The organism is Sphingomonas sp. CFBP8993 (assembly GCF_034044895.1).
GTDB lineage: Bacteria > Pseudomonadota > Alphaproteobacteria > Sphingomonadales > Sphingomonadaceae > Sphingomonas.
The window spans coordinates 598,789-614,433 of record NZ_JAXCWU010000002.1; the positions used below are offsets into that span (position 1 = coordinate 598,789).

General features: G+C 65.4%; 14 protein-coding genes. 11 read left to right on the plus strand and 3 right to left on the minus strand.

Annotation, left to right across the window (positions count from 1 at the left end; translation table 11 throughout):
• The first annotated feature begins 12 nt into the window (after positions 1-12).
• The 6 genes from SOM26_RS05970 to uvrC all read left to right on the plus strand — a co-directional run bounded on the left by SOM26_RS05970 (position 13) and on the right by uvrC (position 5,103).
• Positions 13-804 (plus strand): F0F1 ATP synthase subunit A, encoded by a 792-nt coding sequence (locus SOM26_RS05970; RefSeq protein ID WP_056431901.1) that lies wholly within the window; start codon positions 13-15, stop codon positions 802-804.
• 81 nt (positions 805-885) lie between these two features.
• A complete protein-coding gene (locus SOM26_RS05975) occupies positions 886-1,113 on the plus strand; it encodes a F0F1 ATP synthase subunit C (RefSeq protein WP_007406947.1) in 228 nt (75 codons plus the stop codon).
• 59 nt (positions 1,114-1,172) lie between these two features.
• Entirely contained in the window at positions 1,173-1,667 is a 495-nt protein-coding gene (locus SOM26_RS05980; RefSeq protein ID WP_320451802.1) for a F0F1 ATP synthase subunit B family protein, read from the plus strand.
• The gene (locus SOM26_RS05985) at positions 1,660-2,322 is read left to right on the plus strand and encodes a F0F1 ATP synthase subunit B family protein (protein ID WP_320451803.1); all 663 of its coding nucleotides are present in this window, start codon (positions 1,660-1,662) and stop codon (positions 2,320-2,322) included. The genes SOM26_RS05980 and SOM26_RS05985 overlap by 8 nt, the downstream gene beginning before the upstream one ends.
• A 299-nt stretch (positions 2,323-2,621) precedes the next feature.
• Positions 2,622-2,942, plus strand: coding sequence for a DMT family transporter (locus tag SOM26_RS05990; RefSeq protein ID WP_056431693.1), 321 nt, complete (start codon positions 2,622-2,624; stop codon positions 2,940-2,942).
• Between the two features lie 241 nt (positions 2,943-3,183).
• Positions 3,184-5,103 (plus strand): excinuclease ABC subunit UvrC, encoded by a 1,920-nt coding sequence (gene uvrC / locus SOM26_RS05995; protein WP_320451804.1) that lies wholly within the window; start codon positions 3,184-3,186, stop codon positions 5,101-5,103.
• Between the two features lie 90 nt (positions 5,104-5,193).
• On the opposite strand, the gene SOM26_RS06000 is transcribed toward uvrC, so the two are convergent.
• Positions 5,194-6,963: a methyl-accepting chemotaxis protein gene (locus SOM26_RS06000; RefSeq protein WP_320451805.1), complete on the minus strand. Its 1,770-nt coding sequence runs from the start codon at positions 6,961-6,963 to the stop codon at positions 5,194-5,196.
• A 296-nt stretch (positions 6,964-7,259) separates the two neighbouring features.
• Between SOM26_RS06000 and recO the strand changes: the two genes are divergently transcribed.
• Genes recO through SOM26_RS06015 form a run of 3 tightly spaced genes read left to right on the plus strand, consistent with a single transcriptional unit; the run spans position 7,260 to position 10,195 of the window.
• Positions 7,260-7,991 (plus strand): DNA repair protein RecO, encoded by a 732-nt coding sequence (recO, locus tag SOM26_RS06005; protein ID WP_320451806.1) that lies wholly within the window; start codon positions 7,260-7,262, stop codon positions 7,989-7,991.
• Between the two features lie 54 nt (positions 7,992-8,045).
• A complete protein-coding gene (gene leuB, locus SOM26_RS06010) occupies positions 8,046-9,089 on the plus strand; it encodes a 3-isopropylmalate dehydrogenase (protein WP_320451807.1) in 1,044 nt (347 codons plus the stop codon).
• 5 nt (positions 9,090-9,094) lie between these two features.
• Positions 9,095-10,195, plus strand: coding sequence for a glycosyltransferase (locus tag SOM26_RS06015; protein ID WP_320451808.1), 1,101 nt, complete (start codon positions 9,095-9,097; stop codon positions 10,193-10,195).
• A 106-nt stretch (positions 10,196-10,301) separates the two neighbouring features.
• Here SOM26_RS06015 and SOM26_RS06020 read toward each other — a convergent pair whose 3' ends face one another.
• Positions 10,302-11,546, minus strand: coding sequence for a phospholipid carrier-dependent glycosyltransferase (locus SOM26_RS06020; RefSeq protein WP_320451809.1), 1,245 nt, complete (start codon positions 11,544-11,546; stop codon positions 10,302-10,304).
• A 188-nt stretch (positions 11,547-11,734) separates the two neighbouring features.
• Between SOM26_RS06020 and SOM26_RS06025 the strand changes: the two genes are divergently transcribed.
• A complete protein-coding gene (locus SOM26_RS06025) occupies positions 11,735-13,069 on the plus strand; it encodes a methyl-accepting chemotaxis protein (protein WP_320451810.1) in 1,335 nt (444 codons plus the stop codon).
• 177 nt (positions 13,070-13,246) lie between these two features.
• Positions 13,247-15,106, plus strand: coding sequence for a glycoside hydrolase family 35 protein (locus SOM26_RS06030; protein ID WP_320451811.1), 1,860 nt, complete (start codon positions 13,247-13,249; stop codon positions 15,104-15,106).
• A gap of 141 nt (positions 15,107-15,247) precedes the next feature.
• Here the strand turns inward: SOM26_RS06030 and SOM26_RS06035 are convergent, their stop codons facing one another.
• Positions 15,248-15,553, minus strand: coding sequence for a hypothetical protein (locus SOM26_RS06035; RefSeq protein WP_320451812.1), 306 nt, complete (start codon positions 15,551-15,553; stop codon positions 15,248-15,250).
• Between the last annotated feature and the right edge of the window lie 92 nt (positions 15,554-15,645).

Sequence of the window (15,645 nt, forward strand, 5' to 3'; positions counted from 1 at the left end):
GAACGAAGCAGCGTGGCGGCAGAATCGGGCGGCAAGATTGATCCGATGCACCAGTTCCTGATCGAGCCGGTGCTCGGTCAGCACTGGGTGGTCGGCGGCTACGACCTTTCCTTCACCAATTCCGCTCTGTGGATGGTGGCGACGCTGGTTGCGCTGTGGGTGTTCATGATCGGCGGCATGAAGCGCGATCTGGTCCCCGGGCGCTGGCAGGCGGCGGTCGAGGGGTTCACCGGCTTCGTGAATTCGATGCTGACGTCGAACATCGGCCCCGAGGGCAAGCGCTTCCTGCCCTACGTCTTCTCGCTGTTCATGTTCATCCTGTTCGCCAACGTGCTGGGCCTGCTGCCCTTCGGCGTGGTGCCGGGTGTCCATCCCTTCACCGTGACGAGCCATGTGACCGTCACCGGCGTGCTCGCGCTGATCTCGTTCGCGATCGTGCTGATCGTCGGCTTCGGTCGTCACGGCTTCCACTTCTTCGCGCTGTTCGTGCCGCACGGCACGCCCAAGCTGATGATTCCGCTGATCTTCGTGGTCGAGCTGATGAGCTTCCTGGTGCGCCCCTTCTCGCTCGGTCTGCGACTGTTCGTCGCGATGACCGCGGGGCACATCCTGCTGAAGGTTCTCGCCGCCTTCGTCATCAACGGCATCAACATGGGCCCCGGCTATGCCGCGCTGATCACCCTGCCGAGCTTCCTGCTGATGATCGGCATCACGCTTCTCGAACTGCTGGTCGCCGCGATCCAGGCCTATGTCTTCGCGCTGCTGACCTCGGTCTATCTGAACGACGCCGTCAACCTGCACTGATCCGGTAACGCCGGATCGGGCGGGCGGACGCGCCGCCGACTTGAATACCCAAACGACCCTTTTTGAACTGGAGTGATTGAAATGGACGCAGAAGCCGCGAAGCTGATCGGTGCCGGTCTGGCCGCTATCGGCATGGGCATCGCCTCGCTCGGCGTGGGCAACGTGTTCGCCAAGTTCCTCGAAGGCGCGCTGCGCAATCCGGGCGCGGCGGACAGCCAGCAGGGCCGCCTGTTCATCGGTTTCGCCGGTGCCGAGCTTCTGGGCCTGCTCGCCTTCGTGACGATGATCATCCTGGTGTTCGTCGCCTAATCATTCGGATCGGCCGGGCGGCGATTTTGCCGCCCGGTTGATATGGCAACGAGGACTCCATGCCCCAGATAGCACAGATCAGTGCGACCTATGCGTCGCAGATCTTCTGGCTCCTGATCACCTTCGGCCTGCTCTATTTTGTGGTCGGTCGTGGGATGGTGCCCAAGATTCAGGCGACCGTCGACGCTCGCGAAGCCCGTATCGCCGGTGATCTGGCGGCGGCGGAGGCCGCGCGTGCCGAGGCCGACCGGGTCGAGGCGGCATGGCGAGCCGAGATGGACGCCGCCCGTGTCGCCGCGATGGCCGAGACCAACGCCGCCAAGTCGCGGGCGACCCACGCTTTCGAGGCGCAGGTCAAGGCGGCGGATGCCGACCTGGCCGAGCGTCTGGGTCATCACGACCTGGCGATCGCCAATGCCAAGGTCGAGGCGATGGCCAATCTTCAGACCGTGGCGGCCGATGCCGCGCGCGATCTCGTCGCCAAGCTTTCCGGCGTCCATGTGGGCGAGGATGCGGCGGCCGACGCGGTGCGAAAGGTGAGCGCGCATGGCTAATCAATCCGCGAACGGCGCGCTGACCAACGCTGATGCGCTGGTCGCGCAGAACCTGGCCGATGCGGCCTCGGCCGAGGGCATGACCCAGAAGCCCATCCGCGAAGGTGATGGCCTGACCGGTAACACCGTCGTGGCCGCCGAGGTCGAGCACCACGCCGCCAGCCCGACCGCGCTAGGCTTCGATTCGACCGGCTGGGTGGCGCTTGCCGCGCTGGTCGTGCTGATCGGCATGCTGGTGAAGAAGGTACCTGCGATGATCGGTCGTTCGCTCGACCAGAAGATCGCCGGTATCCGCACCCAGCTCGACGAAGCGACCAAGCTGCGTCAGGAAGCCGAAACGCTGAAGGCCGAGTATGAGGCCAAGGCGAAGGCCGCCCATGCCGATGCCGAGGCGATGCGCGCCCAGGCCCAGCATGAAGCGGGTCAGCTGCTCAGCAAGGCCAAAGCCGATGCCGAGGCGCTGATGGAGCGTCGCGCCAAGATGGCCGAGGACAAGATCGCCGCCGCCGAGCGCACCGCGATCGCCGAAGTCCGCGCCCGCGCGGCCGAGGCTGCCGCCAAGGCCGCCGGTCTGCTGATCGCAGAGCATCATTCGGCGGATGCCGACCGGGCGATGATCGACCGCACCATTTCGGGGCTCGGTCGCCCCAACTGATCGGCCTGTTGGCCGGAGACAGGACCGCGCTTCGGGAAGCCGAGGCGCGGTTCGGTCGTTTTGGAGCTGTATCCCCCCTCCGTTCAGGCTGAGCGAAGTCGAAGCCCAAGGGAATCTCTCTGCTCCGCGTTGGGATGGGAAAGGGCGTGGGCTTCAACTTCGCTCAGCCTGAACGGAAGTTGGGTATTTGATCCAACCTTGCCCATAGCCCCGTCACCACGGGGCCGCATCGCCGTCTCTTCCGGGTTTCCGGCGACGATGCCCATATCGCCGAGCCCGTGACAAAGGAGATACTTCCGATGGCATGGGTCATTCTGGGCATTGCCGTGATTACCGAGATTTGCTGGGCGCTCAGCCTGAAATGGGCGGCGACCGTCGCCACCTGGCAGGCATCGAGCGTGCCGATCGTCCTCAGCTTCGTGAATATGGGCCTGCTGGCGCTGGCCATGCGCGGGCTTCCGGCGGGGACCGCCTATGCGGTGTGGACGGGCCTTGGCGCGGTGGGTGTCGTGATCGGCGGCGCCATCGTGTTCGGCGACAAGATCGCGCCGATCCAGGCGGGCTTCATGGTGCTGACCGTGATCGGCGTGATGGGCACCAAGCTGTTCGCACAAGGGTGAGCCCTATTCCTCTCCTGTAAGGGGAGGGGGACCAGCGAAGCTGGTGGAGGGGTGTCCCGCTGGCGGTTGCACCCCTCTGCCAGTCCTTCGGACTGCCACCTCCCCTTGCAGGGGAGGAATTATCTCTGCGTCCTCCGCGCCTCTGCGCGCACAAAAAACCTTCGTATCTTCGCGGTTTTGCCTGAACCAAAGCCACCGCACAGGGTAGCGATCCGGACCCTGCGCTCCTAAATCGGGCGCAATGTCCGAGCCTCCCGTCGACCGCTTCAACGAAGAGAAATCCACCTTCACCCTGCGCGGGGCCGATGCGCCCGATCTGAACGCAGGCGTGGCCGCGATCCGCAACGTGCTGGCCACGCTGCCGCTGCGGCCGGGCGTCTATCGGATGCAGGATGCGCGCGGCGACGTCCTCTATATCGGCAAGGCACGCGCGCTGAAGAACCGCGTCGCCAACTATACCCAGGTCGACCGGCTGCCCAAGCGGTTGCAGCGCATGGTGTCGCAGACCCGGTCGATGACCATCGTCACGACCAACAACGAGGCCGAGGCGCTGCTGCTCGAGGCGCAGTTGATCAAGCGCTATCGCCCTGCCTTCAACGTCCTGTTGCGCGACGACAAGAGCTTCCCGTTCATCCTGCTGCGCCACGACCATGATTTCCCGCGCATCCAGAAGCATCGCGGTGCGCGGCGTGCGGTGGGCAATTACTACGGCCCCTTCGCCAGTGCGGGCAGCGTCAACAACACGCTGAACGCGCTGCAAAAGCTGTTCCTGCTGCGGTCATGCACCGACAGTTTCTTCAAGGGACGCGACCGGCCGTGCCTGCTCTATCAGATCAAGCGCTGCTCGGCCCCTTGCGTCGGCCGGATCGACGAAGCCGCCTATGCCGAGCTGGTCGCCGACGCCAAGAATTTCCTCGGCGGCAAGTCGACCCAGGTGCAGGCAAAGCTGGGCAAGCAGATGCAGGACGCGGCCGAGGCGATGGACTTCGAGCTGGCCGCGATCCTGCGCGACCGACTGAAGGCGCTGACCTTCATCCAAGGCACGCAGGCGATCAACGCCGAAGGGGTGGGCGACGCCGACATCTTCGCACTTGCCAATCGCGAGGGGGTGATGGGCATCCAGGCCTTCTTCATCCGCGGCGGCCAGAATTGGGGGCATCGCAGCTTCTTCCCGGCGCATACCAACGATGTGCCGGAAGAGGAGGTGCTGACCAGCTTCCTCAGCCAATTCTACGAGGAGGTGCCCCCCGCCAAGACAATCCTGCTCGACCGCGACCTGCCCGAAGGCGAATTGCTGACCGAGGCATTGGGCGAGCGTGCCGGGTATAAGGTGCAGCTTGCGGTGCCGCAGCGGGGCGATCGCCGCCGCCTGCTGGACCAGGCCAAGCGGAACGCGGTCGAGGCACTCGACCGGCGTCTGGCCGAATCGACGACGCAGGCCCGGCTGCTGCGAGAGGTCGCCGAATTCTTCGACCTGTCCGAACCGCCGCAGCGGATCGAGGTCTATGACAACAGTCATATCCAGGGCACCAACGCGCTGGGCGCGATGGTCGTGGCCGGGCCGGAGGGTTTCCAGAAGGGCCAGTATCGCAAGTTCAACATCAAGGGGAACGAGGCGGCGACCAACGACGATTTCGGCATGATGCGCGAAGTCTTCCGCCGCCGCTTCGCCCGCCAGTTGGAGGAAACCCCCGACCGTGACGACGCGACCTGGCCCGATCTGGTCCTGATCGACGGCGGGCGTGGCCAGCTCAACGCGGCCAAGGCGGTGCTGGAGGATCTGGGCATCGAGGATGTCTGCCTGGTCGGCGTCGCCAAGGGCCCGCATCACGGCCGCGAAGGGCGCGAGGTCTTCCACATGATGGACGGCAGCGAGCGGATGCTGCCGGTCAATGCGCCGTTGCTCTTCTATCTCCAGCGGCTACGCGACGAGGTGCACCGCTTCGTGATCGGCGCGCACCGCGACAAGCGCGCCAAGGCGATGGGCGCGAGTCCGCTGGACGAAGTGCCCGGCATCGGCCCGGCGCGGAAGAAGGCGCTGCTGATGCACTTCGGGACAGGTCGGGCGGTGCGCAACGCCAGCCTTGAGGACTTGCAGAAGGCGCCGGGGGTCAGCCAGGCGGTTGCACAGCAGGTCTATGATTTCTATCATAGCCGGTGACGGCATTTCCCCTCTGGCCAGCTTGACGATGCCGGGTCCTCGTGTCGTCCAGCCCCAATGGTCATTTCGGGAACGGCCTATGCAAGGAACTCATGCGGTGCCAGCCGTGATGTGAGCGTGGTTTTCGGCCGTCTTGCTGCCCAGGCGGAGAATTTGCAGGCGACTTTCGTCGATCAGGTCGCGAATTTCGCCCGCGGCTTCCCCGGCCTGATGGGCCAGGACGCGAACCTCGGCGGCGACGACCGCGAAACCACGTCCGGCATCGGCCGCACGGGCGGCTTCCACCGAGGCGTTCAGGGCGAGCAGGTTGGTCATCCGGGCGATGTCGTCGAGTTTGCCGACGATGTCGGAAACGCGCGACAACATGGTCTGCATCGCGTCGGAGGTTTCGACCACGGTTCGGCGGCGTGGCGTCATATCGACCGCGCACATCAGGATCTTTTCCGGCTCTCCTCCAAGATTGTTGATGGCGGAGAACATGCCATCGAGCCACAACTCATCCTGACCAGAGCCGGGCCAGACGAACTCGCTTCGCACCTGTTCGCCTTTGACAATTCTCGCGATGGTCTCGGCGGGCAGCAGACGCGCCAGCGGCACCGGCGACCTGCCCTTGAAAAACGAGTTCAATGACTGGCACGCACCGTCCAGGCTCCATTCGACGATCGCGGTCGAGGCGCTGATCGCCGCCAGCGTCTCGTTGAATTGAAGCGAGCGGACTTTCGTTTCGGTGATGTTCGCCTGGATCGAGACGAACTTCTCGATTTTCCCCTTCGCATCGCGGATCGGATTGATGGCGAGCGATATCCAATAGGGTTCGCCAAGGCGGTTATAGTTCAGGATCTCTTCGTAGAACGGCTCACCGGCAGACAGGCATGTGCGAATCCGGTCCACCGTATCCGTGTCGGTATAGGCCCCCTGCAAGATGGATCCGGGATTCTTGCCCCGTACGTCGGCCAGGCGATAGCCGGTCATGCGTTCGAAGCCGTCATTGACATAGATGATACGCCGTTGGGCATCGGTGATGACGACCGAATTGTCGGTGTTGTTGGCGACAAGCGACAGCAGGTTGAACTTGCGCCGCTCCCGGACGCGTTCGGTAATGTCGGTCGCGTATTTGACCACTTTGAACGGGCGACCATCCGGGTCGAGGATGGGTGTGTAAGAGGCCTGCAGCCATAGCGGCTTCCCGTCGCGCGTGACCCGGCAAAATTCGCCCGCCATGCACGTGCCGGCCTGAAGCGATTTCCAGAAGCCGGTATAGGCTGGGTCGTCCCGCTCTTCGGGGCGAACGAACATGCGATGATGACGGCCGACAATCTCCTCCAGGGGATAGCCGACCGCGTCGCAGAATATGGCGTTGGCGGACAGGATATGACCGTCCGGCGTAAAGCTGATGACGGCCTGGGTCAGGCCGATGGCCGCGATCTGCCCCGCATGATCGGCGCTGATCAGCTTGCTTTCCGTGATGTCGTTGGCAAACTTGATGATTTTGAACGGCTTGCCGTTCGCGTCCATGATGGGATTATAGGCGCCGTGGATCCATACCTCGCGGCCACCCTTTGCCAATCTCTTGAATTCCGCCGCGAAATATTCGCCGCGGTTCAGCCTATGCCAGAATTCGCCGTATTTCGCACTGGCCGCTTCGGACGGTTCGAGAAACATGCGGTGGTGACGGCCGACGATCTCGTCCAACCGGTATCCCATGACCGAGAGGAAATTCTCGTTGGCGTCGAGAATCGTCCCATCCAGGCTGAACTCAATGACCGCCTGCGAACGCCGGATGGCGGAAATCTCAGGAACGTCGACGACTTCGGCTGAGCCATCGTCCCGCTTTTTCGACCAACCGAACGGCATACGCATCCTCACACACACGGCACTGAACCTAATCCATGTAAAGATGCCCGATCGGGACTAATTATAATTTAACTGAGAGCGCTTTTGTCGCTTGCTGGCGGCAGGCTGTCGTCAAGATACTGTTTACATGCAGGTTTTTTTTCGGCTGTCCGACCAGGATGCGCCCCTGGGCCGGTATCGGAAAATCCGTCGATCCCTTGCCTCCTTCACTTCTTCATGATGCCATTTGCCGCCGGATTTGCGGGGGCGATGCCCAGGTGGGCGCATGGCATCGCGCTCCAATCCGCCCTACATCGTTCCCCATGCACCGTGTTGCCCCCGCCATCATCCTGTCGGTCCGGCCGCATGGCGAACATGGGGCGATCGTGCGGGCGTTGACTCGCGAGGACGGCGTGCAGCCGGGCTATGTCCGGGGCGGGCGATCGCGGGGGCTGCGGCCCATCCTGCAACCGGGTAACGGGATCGTCGGCGAGTGGCGGGCGCGGACCGCCGAGCAGCTCGCCGCGCTGACCATCGAGCCGGGGCATAGCCGCGCGGGGCTTCACGGCGAACCGCTGGCCGCCGCCGGGATCGAATGGCTATGCGCGTTGACCGCCGCGACGCTGCCGGAGGAGCAGCCTTATCCCGTACTGTACGATGCGCTCGACGCGGTGCTGACCGCGATCGAGTCGGCACCTTCCGCGCGGGGTTGGGCCGGGGCATTGGTGCGGTACGAATTGCTGCTGCTGGGGCAACTGGGCTTCGGCCTCGATCTCGACCGGTGCACCGTGACCGGCGCGACCACCGATCTGGCGTTTGTCAGCCCCAAGAGCGGGGCGGCGGTGTCGGGGGGGGCGGCGTTCGGATATGAGGCGCGGCTGTTCCCGCTTCCCGGCTTCTTGAGCGGGGGCGGGGCGGCCGACTGGCCCGATATTCTGGCCGCCGGGCGGATTACCGCTCATTTCCTGGCGCGTGATCTGTTGGTCGGGTTGCGCAATGATCCGATGCCCGCGCGTGCGCGGCTTTTCGATCGGTTCAAAAGGGCGGTTGCGTGATGCCGGTCCGCTAAGGCAAAGGGCGCGTCGAAATCAGGTGAAAAGGGGCCAGCCATGGCATTGATCGCGATCCTCGCCGGTGACGGCATCGGCCCGGAAGTGACGGCGGAAGCGCGGCGTGTGCTGGAGACGCTGGATCTGGGCCTGATCTTCGAGGAGGCCAAGGTCGGCGGGGCGGCCTATGAGGCGGCCGGGCATCCGCTGCCGCCCGAGACGCTGGCGGTGGCGGAGCGCGCCGATGCGCTGCTGTTCGGCGCGGTGGGCGATCCGCGTTTCGACAATCTGGAACGCGCGCATCGCCCGGAACAGGCGATCCTGGGCCTGCGCAAGGCGTTCGGGCTGTTCGCCAACCTGCGCCCCGCGCGCCTGTTCGAGGGGCTGGAGGATGCCAGCTCGCTGCGTCCCGACATCGCGCGGCGCATCGACATGGTGATCGTGCGCGAGCTGACCGGCGACGTCTATTTCGGGGCCAAGGGCCGCGGCACCACCGAGGCGGGCCTGCGCGAGGGCCATGACCTGATGCGCTATGACGAAGAGGAAGTGGCGCGGATCGCCCGCGTCGGTTTCGAGACCGCGATGCGCCGCCGCCGCCGGTTGCTGTCGGTCGACAAGGCCAATGTGCTGGAAACCTCGCAGCTGTGGCGCGACGTGGTGGTCGAGGTGGCGAAGGACTATCCGGACGTCGCGCTCGAGCATATGTATGTCGACAATTGCGCGATGCAGCTGGTGCGAGATCCGGGCCAGTTCGACGTGATCCTGACCGGCAATCTGTTCGGCGACATCCTGTCCGACCAGGCATCGATGTGCGCAGGGTCGATCGGGATGCTGCCCTCCGCCGCGCTGGGCGCGACCGGCAAGGGGCTGTACGAGCCGATCCATGGCTCGGCCCCCGACATTGCGGGCCAGGGCAAGGCCAATCCCTGTGCGGCGATCCTGTCGTCGGCGCTGATGCTGCGCCACTCGCTGGGTGAGCCTGAAGCCGCCGATCGCATCGACGCGGCGGTGGCGGGCGCGATCCGTGACGGCGCGCGGACCGGCGACCTGGGCGGCAGCCTGTCGACCCGCGCCATGGCCGACGCGATCCTCGAACGGCTCTAAGCCCCATGAGCGCGCTCCTCGAACTTGCGGTCGTCATCCCGACCTTCAACGAGCGCGCCAATGTGCCCGTGCTCATCGCCAAGCTCGACCAGGCGCTGGTCGGGCGGCGGTGGGAGGCGATCTTCGTCGACGACAACAGCCCCGACGGCACGGCGGACACCGCGCGCGAACTGGGCAAGGTCGATCCCCGCGTCCGGGTGATCCAGCGCATCGGGCGGCGCGGGCTTTCCTCGGCCTGTATCGAGGGGATGTGCGCCACCGCCGCGCCGATGGTGGCGGTGATCGACGGCGATCTGCAGCATGACGAGACGCTGCTCCCCAAGATGCTCGACCGGTTGCAGGCGGAAGCCGACCTCGACATCGTCGTCGGCTCGCGCTTCGTCGATGGCGGCGGGACGGGCGACTGGGACCGGGACCGGGTGGCCAAGTCGGCCTTTGCGACCAAGCTGTCGCAACGGGTGCTGAACGTGAACCTGTCCGACCCGATGAGCGGATTCTTCATGGTCCGCACCGATGTGGCGCGGGCGACGGTGCCGCATCTGTCGGGAATCGGGTTCAAGATCCTGCTCGACATCATGAGCGCGTCGCCGCGCCCGCTTCGTGCCGCCGAAATGCCCTATGTCTTCCGCCTGCGGACCGAGGGCGAGTCGAAGCTCGATCACGTCGTGGCGATGGAATATCTGATCGCTCTGTACGATCGCCGGTTCGGCAAGGTCGTACCGGTGCGCTTCGCGATGTTCTCGGCGATCGGCGTGTTGGGCGTCGGCGTGCACATGGCGGTGCTCAGCCTGTTCTTCGTGGCGCTGGGCACCAGCTTCCTGGCCAGCCAGATCGTCGCGGTAACGGCGGCGATGACGTTCAACTTCTTCCTGAACAACGCGCTGACCTATCGCGATCGGCGTTTGACGGGTTTCCGGCCGCTGCTCGACGGCTGGGTGTCGTTCTGTCTGGTCTGTGCGGTCGGGGCGATCGCCAATGTCGGCGTCGCGGCCTTCCTGCACGATGCGCGTGCGAACGAATGGGCGGTATCGGCGCTGATCGGCGTGCTGGTCGGCGCGGTGTGGAATTATGCGCTGTCGTCGCGGTTCGTCTGGGGTCGGTATTGAGTTTCGGGTGAGGGCAGGGCGTGGGCTTCGACTTCGCTCAGCCTGAACGGATTTGAGGACATAGCTCCGTTCGCACTGAGCAAAGTCGAAGTGCATGCCCCGAACCTCACCGCCAATCGCCAAACCACGTCCACCGCGCGAAAGACCCCGGCCCCGCCAGCGCGCCCGCGGTCAGGATCGGGTAGAAATAGACGAACAGGCATATCGCACCGACCAGATACGCCTCGTCCCAATCGCGCAGCTTTGCCCGCCACCGGTCGATCGCCACGGCCAGCGCGACCGACAGCCAGATCGCGGGCAGGAAGTAATAATAATAGAAACCCAGCGACTTGGGGATGATCGCCCACACCCCGAAGCCGCCGATCCACAGGGCCGCCGCCACGCCCAGCCGGATCTCGCGCGTGCGCAGCCACCCCAGCGCACAGGCCGCCACCGCGATCAGCCCGCCCCACATCACCGCCGGATTGCCCAGCAGGAAGATGCCGCGCTGCGCACCGTCGGCGACCTCATAGAAATACCAGATCGGCCGCCCGATCACCGGCCAGCTCCACCAGGTCGACTGATAGGTGTGCGGCGGCAGTATCTGGGTCTGGCGCGCGTACATCTCCAGTTGGAAGGGCAACAGCCGCGCCCAGGTCATCGGTTCGTGCGCATAGAAGAAGGCGGGGGCGAAGGTCGCCAGATACGCCGGCACCGCCACCAGGCCGAGCAGTCCCCATGCCGACCACCATCGCAGGCCCGGCCAGCGGCTGGCGTCGTCGCGCTTCATCAGGACGAAGCCGATCGCGGCATAGCCGAGATAGGGCACCGCCGCCCACTTCACCCCGACCGCCAGTCCCAGCAACAGCGCGCCGAGCGCCCATCGCCAGCGGCTCTGGGTGGCCGTCCCCCGCATCGCCCACGCCATGGCCGCGACCGCCAGCACGACGAACGCCGCCATGAACCCGTCGAGCATCGCGATCCGTGCCTGCACCAGGACCATGAAGTTGACGAGCGTCAGCAGCCCCGCGATCGCCGCGGTGCGCGTGCGGCGGGTCATCAGCCAGGCGATGGCGAACACGCCCCCGACGATCGCCGTGCCCGCCAGCGTCGACAGCGCCCGCCAGCCGAGCGGCGTATCGCCGAACATCATCATGCCCAGTGCGATCAGGGCCTTGCCGAGCAGCGGATGCTCGATATTCACCGGTCCGTCGAGCGCCAGCAGGGTATGTGCGGCGGGGACGTAATGCACCTCGTCGAACACCAGCTTGTGCGGGGTGGTCAACCGCCAGCAGAACAGCGCCTGCGCGGCGACCAGCAAAGCCAGCAGGGCCGGAATCGGGTGGCGAAACGGGGCGAGCAGGCGGCGCATGGCCCGGTCATGACCGGGCGGAGCGGGGGGCACAAACGGTTTTTCCGCAACGGACCGATGCGACGGGGCGTGCCCCTAACCCATCCTTCAGACTTGGCGGTTACGTCCGCCGGTCACGGATGAGGATGGCGCGCCGACGCGCCCTGGTGCCGGGCAAGCCCAGCCATGCAGATAGGCGAATCGATATCATGGGATTGTTTGGTAAAAAGCAGGCGAATGTCACGGATCGACTGGCGATTGCGGTGTTCGAAAAGTCGCCCGATGCCATGATGCTGCTTTCCGGCGGGTCGTTCATCGCGGGCAATGCCGCGGCGGAGCGGGTCTATGACCGTCCGATGCGAGAGGTGCTGGGCCACAGCCCGATCGAATTCTCCGCCCCCTGCCAAGCCGATGGCCGTCCCAGCGAGGAGCATGTCGGCGAGCGCGTCGAACAGGCATTGCGGGAGGGCTTTGCCCGGTTCGAATGGCTGAACATCGATCGTCGCGGCCAGATCGAGCGTTTCCTGGTCACGCTGATTCCGGCGCATGTCGTCACGCCGCAGGACGTGCTGGTCCTGATCCAGGACATGGGCGATACGATGGCGATGGTGAACCAGCTGGGCGACGGTCTGTCGCGCCTGGCCAATGGCGACCTGACGCGCCGGATCGACAAGCCCTTTCGCGACGATTACGAACCGCTGCGCCTGCACTTCAACGAGACCGCGCAGATGCTGGGCGACTCGATCCAGGCGATCGACGGCTCGTCGCGTCGGGTCCACAATGCCGCACAGGAAATCGGCAAGGCGGCGGGTGACCTGTCGCGCCGCACCGAGCATCAGGCCGCCTCGCTGGAGGAAACCGCCGCTGCGATGCGCGAGGTGACCGGTGCGATCCAGGAAAGCGCCCAGATCAGCAATCGCGCCGCCCAGGTCGCGGCTTCGGCGCAGGAGAATGCCGCGCAGAGTGGCGTGGTCGTCCAGCGTGCGATCGACGCGATGGGCGGGATCGAGCGCACGTCGAGCGAAATCTCCGCGATCATCGGCGTCATCGACGGTATCGCGTTCCAGACAAATCTGCTGGCGCTGAACGCCGGGGTCGAGGCGGCGCGGGCGGGGGACGCGGGCAAGGGCTTTGCCGTCGTCGCCTCCGAAGTCCGCGCGCTGGCGCAGCGCTCGGCCGATGCCGCCAAGGACGTGAAAAGCCGGATCGGCGCCTCCGACGCGCAGATTCGCGCCGGGGTGCACGAAGTCGACGCCGCCGGATCGACGCTGCAACGCATTGCCGCGCAGGTGGGGGAGATGGCGACGCTGATCGGCGACATGGCCACCGCCTCCGAGCAGCAGGCCAGCAGCGCGTCGCAGATCACGATCGCGATCGGCGAACTCGATTCGGTGACCCAGCAGAACGCCGCGATGGTCGAGGAAGCCACCGCCGCCGTCCGGGAATTGGCAGGCGAGGCGGGCGTGATGAGCGATCAGGTCGGCCGCTTCCGCCTGTCCGGTCACTCCGGCGCGATGGCGCAGCCGATGTGGAAGGCGGCCTGACGAGGGGGAAGGGAGGGCCGCCTCGTGGCCTGCCGACGATGACGGTCGGCACGGCAATCCCATTGGTCAGACAATTTGACGAACCCATTTCCCCGTGGCACCCATGGCAAAAGGGCAAGGGCGGGCAATGATCGTCAGACATCTCGTCCCGCCATGTCCGAATGACGGGAGAGTGACGTGACGCGAGCGGTTCGATCGATCTTGTGTGGAATTCTGGCGGCTTCGGCGCTGTCGCCGCTGTCGGCGCAAAGCCCGCTTGCCAATGACGGGCCGCCCCGGACCTTCGCGGTGCAGGGCAAGGGCTTCCTGCGCAACGGCCAGCCGCATCAGGTGATCTCGGGCGAGATGCACTATGTCCGCATCCCCCGTGCCTATTGGCGCGACCGGCTGCGCAAGGCCAAGGCGATGGGGCTGAACACCATCACCACCTACGCCTTCTGGAACGCGCATGAGCCGCGTCCCGGCACTTATGATTTCAGTGGCCAGAACGACATCGTCGCCTTCATCCGCGACGCGCAGGCCGAGGGGCTGGACGTGATCCTGCGCCCCGGCCCCTATGTCTGTGCCGAGTGGGAGTTGGGCGGCTATCCGTCCTGGCTGCTCAAGGATCGCAAGCTGGTCCTGCGCTCGACCGATCCCCAATATACCGCCGCGGTCGATCGCTGGCTGATGCGGCTGGGGCAGGAGGTCAAGCCGCTGCTGCTGAAGAATGGCGGGCCGATCGTCGCGGTGCAGTTGGAAAACGAATATGGCGCGTTCGGCGACGACCAGGCGTATTTGCGCGGACTTGAGGTGAGCTACAAGCGGGCCGGGTTCGCCGACGGCATCCTGTTCACCTCGAACCAGGGCGGCGACCTGGCCAAGGGCTCGCTGCCCAACCTGCCGTCGGTCGTGAATTTCGGTTCGGGCGGCGCGCAAAGCTCGGTCGCCAAGCTGGAGGCGTATCGCCCGGACGGCCTGCGCATGGTCGGCGAATATTGGGCGGGCTGGTTCGACAAATGGGGCGAGGAGCACCACGAGACGGACGGCAGGAAAGAGGCCGAGGAAATGGCCTATATGCTCAAGCGCGGCTATTCCATCTCACTCTACATGGTGCATGGCGGCACCACTTTCGGCTGGATGAACGGCGCGGACTCGCACACCGGCAAGGACTATCATCCCGACACGACCAGCTATGACTATGACGCGCCGATCGATGAGGCGGGCAATCCCCGCTACAAATACGGCCTGATCGCTGCCGCCATCGCCGATGTAACCGGCAAGCCCGCCGCGCCCACGCCCGCGCCGACGGTGGCGACGACCTTCCCGGTATCGGCGGTACGGCGTAGCGCGTCGCTGTGGGACAATCTGCCGACGCCGGTGCGCGCGGCCGCGCCGATGACGTTCGAAGAACTCGACCAGAATTACGGCTATGTCCTATACCGCGTGACCGTGCCGGCGGGCGCGGCCGGACCGCTGACCCTGAAAGGCATGCACAGCTATGCGCAGGTGTATCTCGACAAGACGCTGGTCGGCACGCTCGACCGGCGGCTGGATCAGGAAACGGTCGATCTGCCCGCGCGCACCCGGCCGACGGTGCTCAACATCCTGGTCGAGAATACCGGCCGGGTGAATTATTCCCACGCGATCCGCACCGAGCAGACCGGCCTGACCGGGGCGGTGACGCTGGCGGGCGCGCCGTTGACCGATTGGCAGATGTTCCGCCTGCCAATGGACAATCTGGCCAGGCTGAAGCTGTCGGCGAACCCGTGCACCGGGCCCTGCTTCTACGAGGCGGAGATGACGGTGGCCAAGCCCGGCGACACCTATCTCGACATGCGCGGCGCGCATAAGGGGCAGTTGTGGCTGAACGACCATAATCTGGGTCGTTTCTGGGGGATCGGGCCGGTGCACACGCTTTACACGCCCGCGCCCTGGCTGAAGGCGGGGGCGAACCGCATCCTGTTCTTCGACCTGACTGGCGATACCAGCGACAGGCTGACCACGGTCGCCAAGCCGATCTATGGCAAGGTCACCAACCACCGCGAGGCGCAGTAATCGGAAATCCTCCCCGGCACGGGGAGGGGGACCGCTGCGAAGCAGTGGTGGAGGGGGCTTGCCGCCAAGGACATCCCATGAGGAAGCCCCCCTCCGTCAGCGCTATGCGCTGCCACCTCCCCGTACCGGGGAGGATATATATCAGCGTACCGCCGCCGCCTGATTGTCGATGACCGCCTCGCGCTGCTCCGGGCTCATGGCGGCGGCGTTGACGTCGGCGGCCTTGATCGCGTCGGCACGGTCCTCGGCATAGTCGCGGGTCTTCTCGGCCTGCTTGTCGAGCATCTTGGCCTGGTTGCGCAGCGCATCCGCCTGGTCTTCCATGCCGTCGGCGCGGTTGTCGGCAGCCTTCTCGACATTTTCGGCCAGCTTGTCGGTCCCCTTGCCGCCACAGGCCGACAGCGACACCAGGCTGGCGGCCATCAGCAGGCCGATACGGATCTTCATGCATATTCTCCCTGTTCGGTTTGGATGCCGATAACCGGGCGTCACGCTGTTTCGTTCCGCCACAGTAACGGCTACACTTGGCCATCGGCGTC

Excerpts from the sequence above, each read along its gene's own strand:
- SOM26_RS06020 (WP_320451809.1), bottom strand. The coding sequence starts at position 11,546 with ATGCGCCGCCTGCTCGCCCCGTTTCGCCACCCGATTCCGGCCCTGCTG.
- uvrC (WP_320451804.1), top strand. The coding sequence starts at position 3,184 with ATGTCCGAGCCTCCCGTCGACCGCTTCAACGAAGAGAAATCCACCTTC.
- SOM26_RS05980 (WP_320451802.1), top strand. The coding sequence starts at position 1,173 with ATGCCCCAGATAGCACAGATCAGTGCGACCTATGCGTCGCAGATCTTC.
- SOM26_RS05990 (WP_056431693.1), top strand. The coding sequence starts at position 2,622 with ATGGCATGGGTCATTCTGGGCATTGCCGTGATTACCGAGATTTGCTGG.
- leuB (WP_320451807.1), top strand. The coding sequence starts at position 8,046 with ATGGCATTGATCGCGATCCTCGCCGGTGACGGCATCGGCCCGGAAGTG.
- SOM26_RS05975 (WP_007406947.1), top strand. The coding sequence starts at position 886 with ATGGACGCAGAAGCCGCGAAGCTGATCGGTGCCGGTCTGGCCGCTATC.
- SOM26_RS06015 (WP_320451808.1), top strand. The coding sequence starts at position 9,095 with ATGAGCGCGCTCCTCGAACTTGCGGTCGTCATCCCGACCTTCAACGAG.
- recO (WP_320451806.1), top strand. The coding sequence starts at position 7,260 with ATGCACCGTGTTGCCCCCGCCATCATCCTGTCGGTCCGGCCGCATGGC.
- SOM26_RS06025 (WP_320451810.1), top strand. The coding sequence starts at position 11,735 with ATGGGATTGTTTGGTAAAAAGCAGGCGAATGTCACGGATCGACTGGCG.
- SOM26_RS06000 (WP_320451805.1), bottom strand. The coding sequence starts at position 6,963 with ATGCGTATGCCGTTCGGTTGGTCGAAAAAGCGGGACGATGGCTCAGCC.
- SOM26_RS06035 (WP_320451812.1), bottom strand. The coding sequence starts at position 15,553 with ATGAAGATCCGTATCGGCCTGCTGATGGCCGCCAGCCTGGTGTCGCTG.
- SOM26_RS05985 (WP_320451803.1), top strand. The coding sequence starts at position 1,660 with ATGGCTAATCAATCCGCGAACGGCGCGCTGACCAACGCTGATGCGCTG.